10 protein-coding genes are annotated in these 13,500 nt (G+C 61.9%); 6 read left to right on the forward strand and 4 right to left on the reverse strand.

The genetic code is table 11. The features are described 5' to 3' along the window. Positions 1-350 precede the first annotated feature (350 nt). The 3 genes from VGI36_10595 to VGI36_10605 all read left to right on the forward strand — a co-directional run bounded on the left by VGI36_10595 (position 351) and on the right by VGI36_10605 (position 4,648). Positions 351-2,234, forward strand: coding sequence for a DUF4838 domain-containing protein (locus VGI36_10595; GenBank protein HEY2485590.1), 1,884 nt, complete (start codon positions 351-353; stop codon positions 2,232-2,234). Next, positions 2,234-3,397 (forward strand): acyl-CoA dehydrogenase family protein, encoded by a 1,164-nt coding sequence (locus tag VGI36_10600; protein HEY2485591.1) that lies wholly within the window; start codon positions 2,234-2,236, stop codon positions 3,395-3,397. Before VGI36_10595 ends, VGI36_10600 begins: the two co-directional genes overlap by 1 nt. 63 nt (positions 3,398-3,460) lie before the next feature. Continuing rightward, a complete protein-coding gene (locus VGI36_10605; GenBank protein HEY2485592.1) occupies positions 3,461-4,648 on the forward strand; it encodes a CoA transferase in 1,188 nt (395 codons plus the stop codon). A 62-nt stretch (positions 4,649-4,710) separates the two neighbouring features. On the opposite strand, the gene VGI36_10610 is transcribed toward VGI36_10605, so the two are convergent. Further along, entirely contained in the window at positions 4,711-5,751 is a 1,041-nt protein-coding gene (locus VGI36_10610) for a DUF4921 family protein (protein ID HEY2485593.1), read from the reverse strand. A gap of 237 nt (positions 5,752-5,988) precedes the next feature. On the opposite strand from VGI36_10610, the gene VGI36_10615 reads away from it, so the two are divergent. From VGI36_10615 to VGI36_10625, 3 genes are all read left to right on the forward strand, one after another. Then, on the forward strand, positions 5,989-7,140 hold the full coding sequence (locus tag VGI36_10615) for an alanine--glyoxylate aminotransferase family protein (GenBank protein ID HEY2485594.1): 1,152 nt from the start codon (positions 5,989-5,991) through the stop codon (positions 7,138-7,140). A gap of 6 nt (positions 7,141-7,146) precedes the next feature. After that, positions 7,147-8,742, forward strand: a complete 1,596-nt coding sequence (gene serA, locus VGI36_10620; GenBank protein HEY2485595.1) for a phosphoglycerate dehydrogenase — start codon at positions 7,147-7,149, stop codon at positions 8,740-8,742. A gap of 81 nt (positions 8,743-8,823) precedes the next feature. Beyond that, positions 8,824-10,113: an adenylosuccinate synthase gene (locus tag VGI36_10625; GenBank protein ID HEY2485596.1), complete on the forward strand. Its 1,290-nt coding sequence runs from the start codon at positions 8,824-8,826 to the stop codon at positions 10,111-10,113. A 142-nt stretch (positions 10,114-10,255) separates the two neighbouring features. On the opposite strand, the gene VGI36_10630 is transcribed toward VGI36_10625, so the two are convergent. The 3 genes from VGI36_10630 to VGI36_10640 form a co-directional block, all read right to left on the reverse strand. Then, positions 10,256-11,446 (reverse strand): serine hydrolase domain-containing protein, encoded by a 1,191-nt coding sequence (locus VGI36_10630; protein HEY2485597.1) that lies wholly within the window; start codon positions 11,444-11,446, stop codon positions 10,256-10,258. A 139-nt stretch (positions 11,447-11,585) separates the two neighbouring features. Continuing rightward, positions 11,586-12,482 carry a polysaccharide deacetylase family protein gene (locus VGI36_10635; GenBank protein HEY2485598.1) on the reverse strand — a complete coding sequence of 299 codons (897 nt, stop codon included), beginning with the start codon at positions 12,480-12,482 and terminating at the stop codon, positions 11,586-11,588. 45 nt (positions 12,483-12,527) lie between these two features. Then, entirely contained in the window at positions 12,528-13,493 is a 966-nt protein-coding gene (locus tag VGI36_10640) for an NAD-dependent epimerase/dehydratase family protein (protein ID HEY2485599.1), read from the reverse strand. Positions 13,494-13,500 lie beyond the last annotated feature (7 nt).

Genomic DNA, 13,500 nt, shown 5'->3' on the forward strand with positions numbered 1-13,500 from the left:
GCGACAGAATTTCGTTGGGACTTGGCATTCCGGTTCGCGTACCTGAGGCACGACATCCAGCGCCGCGTCGCTCTCAATGTCGTCCTGCCATGTTATCATTCCGCGAGTGCCGGAAAAATGACGCGTACGGCGTACTTCGTAGCCGGTCGGAAAGCGATCGCTCCGCAGCGCGCGCTTGCGCCCCAAGTCGGTGCGGCAGCGCCACAAGCGGCACAACGACACGAAGCCGGTGGCATGGGTGAGCGTCGCTTAAGACTTGCTGGCTGGCCTGGAGTTGTTCCTCCAGGCTTCGGCGAGCGGACCGCAACTACGCGATCGGCAGCGTCTTTTGCGGATTCCCTAAACCAGCGATGACCCGCGAAGCTAGCACCTATGGCCCGCTTGCGATTCGGCATGGCGCGCCAGGGCCCCGCCAGGAAGTCGCGACGGCAGTCGCCGACCTGAGTCGAGGCCTCACCCGCATGTTGGGCAGCAAGGTCGCGGTACAGGAAGACGCCCAAATCGGCGGTCGTGAAATAGTCCTCACTGTGGACGACGCACAACCGCCACACCAAAGTCCCCCCGATTCCCTCGGCGGCGATTCATTCTCGATTTCGCGGCCGAGCGATCGGTCGGTTTCGATCCGGTCGTCTAGTGAGCGCGGCCTGATTCACGGCGCGGCCAGCCTGCTGGTGCAGCTGGGAGCGAGCTTTCCGGCCGGCGTTCCCGCAATCTATCCGCGCATCGAGCCCGAACGCATCCGGAACCTCAAGCCCTCCGTGTTCACGCCATCGTTTTCCCGCCGCGCCTTCGCCTCCGACATCATGACCTGGAACTACGCATTTACGGACCGGCTTAAGCTTCATCTTGATCACGACCGCGAGTTCATCCCGTGGATGGCGCGCAGAGGGCTTAACGCGTTCTCCTACATTCGCCACGCGCACGACACCCGCCAGCGAATCGAAGAACTCGTGCCGATGCTGAGCACGCACGGGATTGCCGCCGAATACGGCGGACATGTGCTGCAACTGCTGTTGCCGCGTGAGCGATTTGTCCATGACCCGTCGATGTTTCCGGCCGATGACAGCGGCACTCGGCTGCCCCGCGGCAATCTATGCGTGTCCAGTCGCGCGGCGATCGACCTGGTTTGCGAGGCTGCGCTGCGCAGCCTCGCCGACTACCCAGAGAATGCGTTGTTGCACATCTGGGGCGCTGACGTGAGGCGGGGCGCCTGGTGCCGGTGCGGCAGCTGCCGGGAACTCGCTCCCCAGCATCAGTACCTGCAGGTGGTCAATGCGATAGCCGCGTCTTTTGCGAAGGCCAACCTATCGTGCCCGGTCTCATACCTCGCCTATCACGACACCATCGACCCTGATCCGAGCCTGCATCCGCTGTCCAACGTCAGGGTAGAGTGGGCCCCGCGCGAGCGTTGTTACTCGCACGCGATCGATGATCCAGCCTGCGACGTCAATCCCCGCTACCTTGCTTCGCTGAAACACTACCTGGAAATTTTCGAGGGCCGCTGCGATGTGTTTGAGTATTATGCCGATGCAATCCTGTTTGGGGGGCTGGCGTTTGCTACTCCGTCGGTCATTGCGCGCGACCTGCGCGTCTATCACGCCCTCGGAATTTCCAGCGTATCGTCCCTCACCTTCGGCGCGTACAGCCTGCTTGCGTATCCGGTCAACCTGGAAACTTTCGTGCGTTGCGCGACCAACGTCGGATCCGATCCCGCTCTCGCGCTGGAGAAGACCGCCCAGGGGCGGCATCCGGCCTGCGCGAGTTCGTGGCGAGATGCTTACCGTGCCATCGCCGACGCATCCGCGATGGTGCTGGACTATGCGGACGTGATGCGACCGCCGCTGGAGCCGGCCCGGGCGCCTCGCAAGCGCGTGGAACTCGCACGCGCGGCAGAATGCTTCCGGCGTGCGAGTGATGCCGCCGATGCGATACTGCGATCCAACGAAGAGCCGCTAGTTCGCGGCGAACGGCAGCTGTGGAGCTACAGTGCGGAGGTGCTCGAAAGCCTCGTGGACTATCTGGCCGCCAAGGGCAGCCGCGCGCGCGATCGCGCGCAACGCGGCGAGGCGGCGATCAAGAAGATCGCCGATGCGATTGAGCAAATTCGCGCCATCGACCAGCGACTCAAGGGCACCTGGGGTACCTACGACTTGGAATGGATTCGCGAGCTTTGGCTCAACACCTTGCGCCGCGGACTTAAGGACAATTCGGAGCAGCTCGAGGAGATGATCTGATGGATCCAACGAACGGCTATCAGCTCCCCGCAGAGTTGGTCGCGCTGCGCGATCAGGTCGGCAAAATCATTCGCGACGAGATCATTCCTGTCGAAGCGCGAATCGACCCCGACGCACCCGAAATTCCCGAAGATGACTATTGGCGTATCGCGCGCAAGGCGCAGTCGGCCGGAATGTGGTGCATGGGTGCGCCGCAAGAATACGGCGGCGGAGGGCTCAGCACCTTCGAGATGACGGTGCTGACCGAAGAAATGGCTCAGCATCGGATGGGCCTCTACAATCCTGGCGCTGGGGTCTTCGGCCGCACACCACCGCCGGTCATCTGGGCGGGTACGCCCGAGCAGAAACAAGAGTATGCGGGTGGCACGATCAGGAATGCCTGGTACACCTTCTTCGCGATCACCGAGCCTGCGGGCGGCTCCGATCCGGCGGGGGCAATCCAGTGCCGCGCGGTGCGTCAGGGCGACCACTACCTCCTGAACGGGACCAAGACTTTCATCTCGCACGCGCACGAGGCGGAGTGGGGCGTTGTCTTTGCACGTACCGATCCGAAGGCCGGTCGTCAGGGCGTCACCTGCTTCATCATCAAAAAGGGCCAGGCGGGTTTCACGCCGCGGCCAATTCGGACCATCCGTACGTCCGCGATTCCGAACGAGGTCGCCTTCGACGACTGCGTCGTTCCTGTCGAACAGCGGCTCGGCGAAGAAGGCCAGGGCCTCAACCTGTGCCTGGATCTCCTGGCACGCCTGCGGTTTCCTTATTCGGCGTGCAACGTCGGCGTCGGCGTCGCGGCTTTGCGAATGGCGATCGCGCACGCGAAGCGGCGCAGCACGTTCGGCGAGCTGCTTGCGCGACGGCAGGCGATCCAGTGGATGCTCGCGGACTCGGAGGTTGAGCTGCGCGCGGCGCGCTGGCTCACCTGGGACGGCGCCTGGAAGGCCGATCGCCATCAAGACTTTCGCACTGAAGCTTCGATTGCGAAATTGTATTCCAGCGAGGTGCTGGGGAAGGTGGTCGATCGCGCCGTGCAGATTCATGGCGGCTACGGGGTGAGCAAAGAGCTGCCGCTGGAACGATGGTACCGCGAGGCGCGCGTGCGGCGGATCGGCGAAGGGCCCTCGGAAGTTCATCGGATGGTCATCGCCCGCACGCTGCTCCGCTGAGTTACCCATCGGAAGATTGGTGAGAACGGTGAAACGGAAGAGCGCAACCGAAAGGACCTACTAATGAGCCTACCGCTCGATGGCATCCGCGTGATCGATCTCGGCCAGATTTATGCCGCGCCCTATTGCACCATGCAGCTCGCCTACCTCGGCGCCGACGTGATCAAGATCGAGCCGCCGCGTACCGGTGATGTTCTCCGCCGACCTGATCTTCCTCCGGGCGGCGCGGGCTATTCCTTCCTGATGCTCAACGCCCAAAAACGCTCGGTCACGCTGAATCTCAAGCTAAGGCCCGCCCAGCAAATCGCCCTCAAGCTGATCGAGGGAGCAGACGTGTTGGTTGAGAACTTTCTCGACGGCGTCATGGAATCGTTCGGGCTGGGCTATGCGCAGCTGGCGGAGCGCTTTCCGCGGCTGATCTATGCCTGCGGAAAGGGTTATGGGTCTGACAGCCGATGGGCGAGGCTCGGTTCGATGGACAACACGATTCAGGCATCCTCGGGGTTTATCAGCATCACCGGATTTCCGGACCGCGCCGTGAAGACCTCAGCAACCTTCATCGACATGGGGACCGGGAGCCACCTGGTGAGCGGAATCCTGGCAGCATTGATTCAACGTGGGCGTACGGGCCGCGGACAGAAGGTTGAAGTCGCGATGATCGACGTCGCCGTGCCCGCGCTGACCAGCGCGGTCGCTCCTGCCCTGCAGGGACTGAAATTCAAACGGTTGGGCAATCGGCACTGGGGCGCCTGTCCGACCAATGTGTACCCCGCGTGCGACGGCGAAATTCTGATCTTCTGCCTCACCGAAGTTCACTGGCGCACCATCGCCACGCTGATCGGGCGCGAAGACCTGCTTTCCGATCCTCGATGTGGTTCACACGCCACCCGCCTTCGGATCGCCGACGAACTGGATGAACTGATGTCCGCCTGGACCCACAGCCGCCCACGAGACGAGATGATCGCGCTGCTAATGGAAGCGGGCGTGCCGTGCGCCCCGGTGCGGCAACTCGATGAAGTGGTCGCGGACCCCGAGATGGTGACGCGCGGCACCTTGGTTGAAAGCGACTTCCCGACTCGCGGTCCGATCCGGGTGGCCGGTTCGCCGATCAAGCTGTCGGCCGCACCACAACCGCTGCCGGGGAACCTGCGAAGACCCCCCGAACTGGGTGAACACACGCGCGAGGTGCTCGCTTCGATAGGAATCGGTCTCAAAGAACTTGACCAACTGCGCGCCGCCGGCGTGGTCTGAGCGCACGCACGTGTCCGGGCAAAGCGGTCGGGGTCAACCCGCTCCGTCCGCGTCTTTCAGCGTCAGCGACGGTTCCCGCGCGCGATGGCAGCGCGGATTTCAGCGGTGCGTTGCAGGAGCGTACTTGGCAGATTCAGCGTCCCGGCGACGTTGGAATAGGGATAAAAGCGCGCATTGACGTGCGCGTGGAGCGGCAGCCCCGGCCCCTGATGAATTTCATAGTCCAGCGGCAACGGGCCGAGGATGCGCAGAATTCGATAAAGTGCGCCCGCAAAGCAGTCGATCTCATCGCTCGACAGGTCGGCGAGAGTAGCATCGCGATACTCCGGCATCATCACGTCGTAGCTGCGAGGAAATGCGCCGATGGGACTGGCATAACTGACGACGCCACCCTGATTTTCGATTACCAGACCCAAGCGGTCCATCAGGGTTGTGATTTCATCGAACAGACCCGGCGTCTCGCGCTCGGCGCGCGCCTCCGCCGCGACTGCGGGAAATGGTTCCGGCGAGCCGATTATCTGCTGATGCGGATGGGGCTGCGAAGCGCCGGACTCGCGCCCCTGATTCTTGCGAACCACCACGGAGCGGATGGAGTGATTTTCCCGCGCCAGGCGCATGACCCTGACATCCGCTTCGAGGAGGCGGCGGAAATGCCCTGCGCCCAGCATCCCGGTCGAAAGCAAATCACTATGGGAGCGGGGCGAGTCGACATAGTGGCGCGGGTCCTCCACCACGATATACGACTCGTTGCGGCCGGCAGTCAGCTCCGCAGGAATGCGGGGAAACATGTTATTGAACACCCGCACGACCCACTGGTCGTGTGGGCGATTGCCTATACCGGTCCATTCCGGGATTTCGGCCGCAGTCATCCGGAAGAGTTCGGCGGTGGATAAATGTTCGTTGCCGGGACAAAAGGGACAGTCCTTGGTCGCGGCGCGAATCTGCGCGTCGGTAAGGTGGGGAGGTTCCACGGGTTCGTCGCGCAGACCGAGTGTGAACGCGAAGCTCTTGTTGCGCACGTCGACCACGTAGGAGATCACCCCGGTAATTGGGTTTCGAATCCAGACCAGCGCGCCATCGCGGGTTTCGTGTTCGATCGGCATCTCGGATGCTTAAACTTACCCATTGGCCACGTGAATTTTCAATTCCAAAGGCGGCGCGCGAGTTTAACGCGCGTGACCAGCCGAAACTTGACTCTCTATAGGGGCTCCGTTATCCAGATAAAGAGGACGGGGACCCGGGATGTCCCGGGTAGAACATCGGGGTCTGGCGTTCCGCGGCCGCGGACACCAGGCTTTTTTTTGGCTCGTGCAGTCGGCCTGTCCCCACTGAAGATCAGCGTGACACCCACGAAACGATACCTGTTCACGCCCGGACCAGTCTCGGTGCCGCCCGAGGTGCTTCTCGAGATGGCGCAATCTATCATTCACCATCGCACGCCGCAGTTCAGCGCCACGCTCGATCAGGCACGCGACCGCCTAAAGCCGCTGTTTGGAACCAAGCAGGAAGTTATTCTGCTTGCCTCCTCGGGGACCGGCGCGATGGAGGCCTCGGTAATCAACCTGCTCTGCCCGGGCGATCAGGCCATCTTCGTTAACGCGGGCAAATTCGGCGAGCGTTGGGGCAAGATGCTTGGCGCTTTCGGCATGATTGCGCATGAGGTGAAAGTCGCGTGGGGCCGTGCGGTAGAGCCCGAACAGATCGAAGACGCGCTGAAAGCGCATCCCGATGCGAAGGCGGTCTTGACCCAAGCCAGCGAAACTTCGACCTGTGCGATTCACCCCATCGAGCAGATAGGTGAGGTGACACGCAGGCACGGCGCCCTGCTCGTCGTCGACGGTATCACCTCGGTGGGCGTGTTCGAGCAGAAGATGGATGAATGGGGTGTTGATGCACTCGTGACCGGAAGCCAGAAGGCCCTGATGCTACCGCCTGGACTGGGCCTCGTCGCGCTGTCTGAACGCGGCCTCGAGGTGGCCAAGAAGAATCGCACGCCGAAATTTTATCTCGACCTGGTGAAGGAACGCAAAACCCAGCACGACGAGCATACTACCGCGTTCACGCCCGCTGTCTCGCTGATTTTCGGTCTTAACAAGTCTCTCGAACTTCTCCACCGGGAGACGTTGCCGCGCGTGTTCGATCGCCACCGGCTAATGGCCGAAGCGACCCGCGAGGGCGGCGTGGCGCTGGGACTCAAGCTGATTGCACCCGACGCACCGGCGCCCGGCGTCACGGGTTTAATCGCACCCCACGGAATCGATACCGGCAAGATTGTTAAATTCATGCGAGATTCTTTAGGCGTCGCGGTGCAGGGCGGTCAGGATCAGATGAAAGGCCGTCTGCTGCGCATCGGCCACATGGGAAACCTAGCCCCCTTCGACATGTTGATCGCGATGAGTGCAGTGGAAGCCGGGCTGAAACACGTAGGTTACGAATTCCCCTCTGGAACGGGGGTGGCCGCAGTCCAGTCACGAATCGCCCGGAGCATTTGAGCGACTATGGCCCAAACGTTCCGCGTCCTTCTCAGTGACACGCTGGCACCGCAGGGAATTGAGGTCCTGAAGCGACATCCCGAGCTTAAGTTTGAGATCAAGACCGGGCTTACGCCCAGCGAGTTGGCGGCGATCATCGGACCCTACGACGCTTTGCTCATTCGGAGCGCGACCAAGGTGACCCGCGAAGTAATCGAGTCTGCCCCGTCCTTGAAGGTGATCGGAAGGGCTGGGGTAGGCGTGGACAATGTCGACCTCGAAGCCGCCACCCGCCGCGGCGTGGTAGTGATGAACAGCCCGCTGGGCAACAGTGTGACCACCGCCGAGCACGCCATCGCCATGATGATGGCGATGGCGCGCCAAATTCCATCCGCGACCGCGGCCGTCAAGGCGGGCAAATGGGAACGCACCAAATTCATGGGCGCGGAGGTCTGCAACAAGATTCTTGGCGTCGTGGGACTGGGAAACATCGGACGCATCGTCGCCGACCGCGCGGTCGGCCTCAAGATGAAGGTCATCGGTTACGACCCGATTCTCACGACCGAAGCCGCCGCGCGACTTGGGATCGAACTGGTTTCGCTGGAGGAGCTGCTTGCGCGGTCGGACTTCATTACCCTTCACACCCCACTGACCGACGATACGCGCGGATTGATCGGCGCGGCAGCCCTCGCCCGGATGAAGAAGGGAGTGCGCATCATCAACTGCGCGCGCGGGGGGATCGTTGACGAGGCAGCACTCGCCGATGCGATCACTTCTGGCCAGGTCGCGGGCGCCGCAGTCGACGTCTTCGTGGATGAGCCACCCCCACCCGACCATCCGCTGCTCAAGCTCGATGCGGTGGTCGCAACACCGCACCTGGGCGCGGCGACCGACGAAGCTCAGGTACAGGTCTCGATCGATATCGCGCAGCAGGTCGCCGATTTCCTGATCGATGGGAGCATCACCAGCGCGGTGAACATTCCCGCGCTGTCGCCCCAGGAACTAGAGGTCATCGGTCCGCATCTGCGGCTGGGCGAGAAGCTCGGGCGGCTCTGTGCACAACTGATTTCCGACGCTCCGAACACCCTGACCGTCGCGCTGGGCGGGGAAGCGTCGAACTTGAAACACGATGCTGTAACCGCGGCTGTCCTCAAGGGACTGATGAGCGGGTTTCTCGACGAAGATCTCAACCTGGTGAACGCACCCTTCATTGCGCGCGAGCGAGGCATCGGAATTGCCGAGATGCGCTCGCGCGAGGTAACGGACTTCGTGAATACGCTCACGATCGCCGTGACCACCAAATCCGGTGAGCACGAAGTTTCTGGTGCGGTACTCGGAAATCGCGCGCTCCGGCTCACGCGAATCGACGGCTACCGGGTCGAATCAGTTCCCGAGGGATACTTCCTGATGCTGCACAACCGCGACGTGCCCGGAGTGGTGGGCGCGATCGGAACCATGCTCGGGCAGGCAGGGATTAACATCGCGGGGCTCGAGCTCGATCGCGACCGCGTCGGCGGTACTGCACTCAGCCTGATAGAAGTGGACGGGCCGGTGCCGTCTCAAGTTCTGGAGAAGCTCAAAACGATTCCAGCAATCACGTCGGCTGTCCTGCTTAAGCTGTAGCCGGACCGACAGCCGCTGGGAGCGCGTGCGGAACTTGCGCGCGCGCGAGGGAAGCGTGTGCGGTTTTACGGGGGAAGATAAATGAAGACAGTAGCGGTGGTAGGCACGCAGTGGGGCGACGAGGGAAAGGGAAAAATCGTCGACCTGCTCGCCGCCGACGCGGACGTGATCGTCCGGTTCCAGGGCGGCAATAACGCCGCGCACACCCTGGTGGTCGACGGCGAGAAATTCATCCTGCGGCTGGTACCGGCAGGTGCATTGTATTCCGACAAGACCTGCATAATCGCGAACGGCACGGTCGTGGACCCCCTGGCGCTGCTCAGCGAAATAGACGATCTCAAGAAACGACGTGGTCTGGCCGATGATTTTCTCAAACTCAGCTACGAAGCGCACATCGTGTTTCCCTATCATCGCGCAATCGACCAGGCCCGGGAGGCACGCGCGGGCAAGCGTGCCATCGGCACGACCGGCTTCGGAATAGGCCCGGCCTACGAAGACAAGATGTCGCGCGCGGGCCTCCGATTCGACGATCTGGTCAACTTCAAATCATTTACCGAGAAGCTCAGGCGCAACGTTGCTGAGAAGAACGCCTACTTGAAGGCGGTGCTTAAGGGCAAGCCGCTCAACGGTGCAGAGATAATTGAAGCCATGCGCGGTGCAAGGCGCCGTCTAATGCCCTACCTGTGCGACACCGGAGAGTATCTTGCCCAAGCGATTGCGACCGGTAAGCGGGTGCTGTTCGAAGGCGCGCACGGGACCATGCTCGATATCGACCACGGCACTTATCCTTTCGTGACGTCTTCGAACTGCATCGCGAGCGCGGCGTTCGCGGGAACCGGCATCGGTCCAGGCAAACTCGACGCGGTGTTGGGAATCAGCAAGGCTTACACGACGCGGGTGGGTGCCGGCCCCTTTCCAACGGAAATAAGGGGCTCACTGGCGGACTCGCTGCGCGAGGAAGGGGTGGAGTTCGGCAGCGCTACCGGACGTCCACGTCGCATCGGATGGTTCGACGCGGTGCTGGCGCGGCTAGCGGCGCGCGTCAACGGCATGTGGGCGCTGGCGCTGACCAAGCTCGACGTGCTTACGGGAATCGATCCAATCAAGCTGTGCGTGGGGTACCAGTACAAGGGCAACCGATACGAGACTATGCCTCCCGGACGTCATTCGATGGATACGGCCAAGCCGATTTTCGAGGAAATGCGCGGATGGACGGAACGAATCGGCGACGCGCGCTCGCTCGGGGAGCTACCCGCGAATGCCCGCCGCTATATCGAGCGGATCGTCGAACTGGCAGGCGTGTCGATTGCAATCGTCAGCGTCGGGGCGGATCGCGCGGCGACCATCGTGCTCAACAACCCCTTCGCGTAGGTGAGCCGACCCTTCGCGCGATCAGTCGCATCGCCCCCGCACTGGCGTCATCGCGGCGGCTCCGGTACCGGACGGGAGAAGCTCCGCTGCTCAATTGCTCTGTCCGAGCAAACCACTTGGACCGGGCGTATGCCTGGCGGAGCTAGGCGGCGCAGACTGCCGCCAGACTCGAAATCGCCACGCCGCGGCGGCCCTGTCGCAAATCGTTGCGATCGAATCCGTTTGTGCAGTAGCCCAGCGAGATGCCGGTGGCCGGATCCGCCCATCCGATTTGTCCGCCGGCTCCTCCATGTCCGAAAGTGAGCGGTGAGTTGGTCTTGCCAAAGCCGCGATAGTTCGCCAGTCCATCGCCGCCCGCGACCACCACCCCCAGCGCACGACTCACCGGCACGCCAAAGATGAGGTCCATGTAGCCCTCCGAGCGCACCCGGCGCGCATCATCCAGCACTTCCTGCCGCCAAATGTGCGAGCCGTCCTGCGCGCCGTTATGCAGCAGGGCCTGGTAAAAGAGCGCCAGATCGCCGGCCGTCATAATACCTCCTCCCCCGGGCACGCCCGCCTCACGCACGTGTGCACGATTGAACCCGAGGATCGCTTCCTCGGTCACCTCGGTCTCAGGCATCGGGGGGATGCCAAGCTTCTTGCGCTCTTCGTCCGAGAGAGGTTCACCGACGTAGACTAGTTCTGCCACGCGATCGTGAAATTCGCGCGGAAGTCCAACCCTCATTTCCGGAAGTCCCAGAGGAAGCGCGATTCGTTCCCGCACGAAATCGCGAAAATCCTTGCCACTTCGCCGTTCGATTATCTCGGCAATAGCCCAGAACCCTGAGGTCGGATGATATTCGAACTTGCTTCCAACCGGCCACTCCAGCCGCCATTTGGAGAACCGCTCGAGACGCTTGCTGCGGTCGAGCCATTCGTCCTGTGGATACGGCGCATTAGGAAAGCCCGCGATATGGAGAAGCACTTGCTGCACAGTGATTTGGTCTTTGCCGTTGGTGCCGAATTCCGGAACGATGTCCGCCACCCGCTCGTTTTCTTTAAGCTTGCCCTCGCTGATCAGAATCCACGCCGCCGCAGACATGATCGCCTTGGTGCAAGAGAAAATAGTAAATAGCGTCTCGTCGGTGGCAGGTTTCTCGACCCCACCTTGCCGGGCGCGCCCAAAGGTGCGCATCGCGCCGATTTTTCCGTTGCGCGCGATCGCGATCTGAACCGCGGGCAACAACCCCTCGCGCACCTCGCGCTCGGCACGCTGAAAGAGCGCATCGACCTTGGCCGAATCGAGACCAACCTGTTCGGGCCGGTCGGCGATCAAGTTCTTGGATGGCATAAACGTTTTCCTCTGGTTGGAGTTGCCTACGCATACCACAACCGAGGGGATTTCCGTGAGGATCGGGAATGGAAGCCCCCGTCGGCGGGCGGGAAGCCGCCACGAGTGTCCTTCGCTTCCGTTGACCGGAACCGGACCTCTACGGCCCCTGGGCTGCGACCCATCCGGCCCGGCCGGGCACTTCGGTGCGGACGACCGGGCAGACAGGCAACTCTGCTCGATTCAGACCAGACGCGACTCCGTCCATCCGCACGAACCGCGCGCCCCGCTCTTTAAGTGCTGCAACCAGGGCGGCGAAGTTTTCCAGCTGGCCCATTCCCTCGGTTTCAGCGTGGATGGTGTGCACGTTGAGTTGGTCGGGTTTGAACTGATTCAGGTAGAACCGCAACAGGGCGGCATTGTCCCCCAGATCGGCGCGCCCCATAACTTCATCCAAGGTAGGAACCGTGCTCGGAATCTCCGGTGTAGTCAGCACCCGCCCATCTACCATGCATCGAAACGGTGTCCGCCCTCGCGTATCGCTGCGATAGTTGAGTCCCATTTCGTCGAGCGCACGCAGCGCAACCCCATTGGTGCGCCACCCGGGAGCCGCGAACGCCCGCGGACTTTCGGCCATAATCGATCGATACGCCTCGAATGCATCGTTCAGTTCGGCACGGATTCCGCGCTCGCCCAGCGAATCGATGTGATCCTGCCATAGCACGTGGTCGTAGCCGTGCACCGCGACTTCGAAACCGGCGGCCTTGAGCTCGCGCAGCAGATTGGGAAACGCAAGCGCGATCGGACGCGCGGGCAGGATAGTGCCGGACAGGATGGTGCGCAGTCCGTACATCGAAACCGCTTTGGTCCGAAACATCTTTTGCAGAAACCCGCGATTGCGAAATATGCGGATTATCGCCCTCCCCGAATTGTCGGGGCCCATCGCGACGTAAAAACTTGCCGTCGCACGCTCGCGCTCAAGGACGCGGCGAAGGCGCGGCACACCCTCAGCCAGTCCTTGGTGGGTATCGACGTCGATCTTGAGCGCTACTTCCATGACGCAGGAACGAGGCCGTACAAGCCTGTGCCAAGTGCGCAGCTGTTACATGTGGTTGTCGCTGCGGAACCAGTCGATCGAAAGTTTCACGCCTTCGCGCAGCGAGATCCTCGGCTCCACGCCGAGCAGCTTTTTCATCTTGGTATTGTCCGGAACGCGGCGTGGGATGTCCTCGTAACTCTTTCCGTAAACATCCTCCTGGGTGACAAAATTGATCTTCGACGTGGTGGGCCCAAATAGCTCGAGCATCAGCTTGGCAAACTCCAGCACGCTGGTTTCGACATCGACGCCGATATTGATGACCTGTCCCTCGGCCTCAGGTCTGATGCCCGCCGCGATCGTCGCGGCCACCGCGTCGGTCACATAGGTGAAGCACCGCGTCTGCTTTCCATCGCCGATTACGGTCAAGTCGGCGCCGCGCAGCAGTTGCCCCATGAAGATCGTAAACAATCTCCCGACATCGACCTTGTCGAGCCGCGGGCCATAGACGTTGAAGTAGCGCACCACGGTAACCGGCAGGCCGAGCTTGTGGTAGGCGAGGCAGAAGTGCTCCCCGACCGCTTTGGAGGTGGAGTAACACCAGCGGTCGATGGTGGTCGCGCCGAGTACTCGGTCGTCGTCCTCCCGCCAGGGAACCTTGGGATTGCGCCCATAGACTTCCGAGGTCGAGCTGAATACCAACCGCTTTCCATACTTGTATGCGGCCCGGAGAATGTTCTGCGTCCCGTTGACGTTGACGTTGAGGGTCTCGTACGGATCGCCCACGTAGTGCTCGACACCAACCACTGCAGCGAGGTGATAGATGAGGTCTGCCTTCGCAACCAGACTGTCGATGATCTCCCCGTTAAAGATGGAATCGTGGATATAGTGGAAGCGCGCGCTGTTCAGCAGATGGCGCACCTTGCCGATCGATCCGGTATCGAGCACAAACACTTCGTCACCGCGCGCGATGAACCCATCACTCAGATGCGAACCCAAAAATCCCGCGCCGCCTGTTATCAGAACCCGCATGTACCCT

The organism is Candidatus Binataceae bacterium (genome assembly GCA_036495685.1).
Classification (GTDB): domain Bacteria; phylum Desulfobacterota; class Binatia; order Binatales; family Binataceae; genus JAFAHS01.

What these genes read in the sequence shown, in the direction of transcription:
- VGI36_10635 (HEY2485598.1), bottom strand. Translation starts at nt 12,482, where the DNA reads ATGGAAGTAGCGCTCAAGATCGACGTCGATACCCACCAAGGACTGGCT.
- VGI36_10630 (HEY2485597.1), bottom strand. Translation starts at nt 11,446, where the DNA reads ATGCCATCCAAGAACTTGATCGCCGACCGGCCCGAACAGGTTGGTCTC.
- VGI36_10600 (HEY2485591.1), top strand. Translation starts at nt 2,234, where the DNA reads ATGGATCCAACGAACGGCTATCAGCTCCCCGCAGAGTTGGTCGCGCTG.
- VGI36_10640 (HEY2485599.1), bottom strand. Translation starts at nt 13,493, where the DNA reads ATGCGGGTTCTGATAACAGGCGGCGCGGGATTTTTGGGTTCGCATCTG.
- VGI36_10625 (HEY2485596.1), top strand. Translation starts at nt 8,824, where the DNA reads ATGAAGACAGTAGCGGTGGTAGGCACGCAGTGGGGCGACGAGGGAAAG.
- serA (HEY2485595.1), top strand. Translation starts at nt 7,147, where the DNA reads ATGGCCCAAACGTTCCGCGTCCTTCTCAGTGACACGCTGGCACCGCAG.
- VGI36_10610 (HEY2485593.1), bottom strand. Translation starts at nt 5,751, where the DNA reads ATGCCGATCGAACACGAAACCCGCGATGGCGCGCTGGTCTGGATTCGA.
- VGI36_10605 (HEY2485592.1), top strand. Translation starts at nt 3,461, where the DNA reads ATGAGCCTACCGCTCGATGGCATCCGCGTGATCGATCTCGGCCAGATT.
- VGI36_10595 (HEY2485590.1), top strand. Translation starts at nt 351, where the DNA reads ATGACCCGCGAAGCTAGCACCTATGGCCCGCTTGCGATTCGGCATGGC.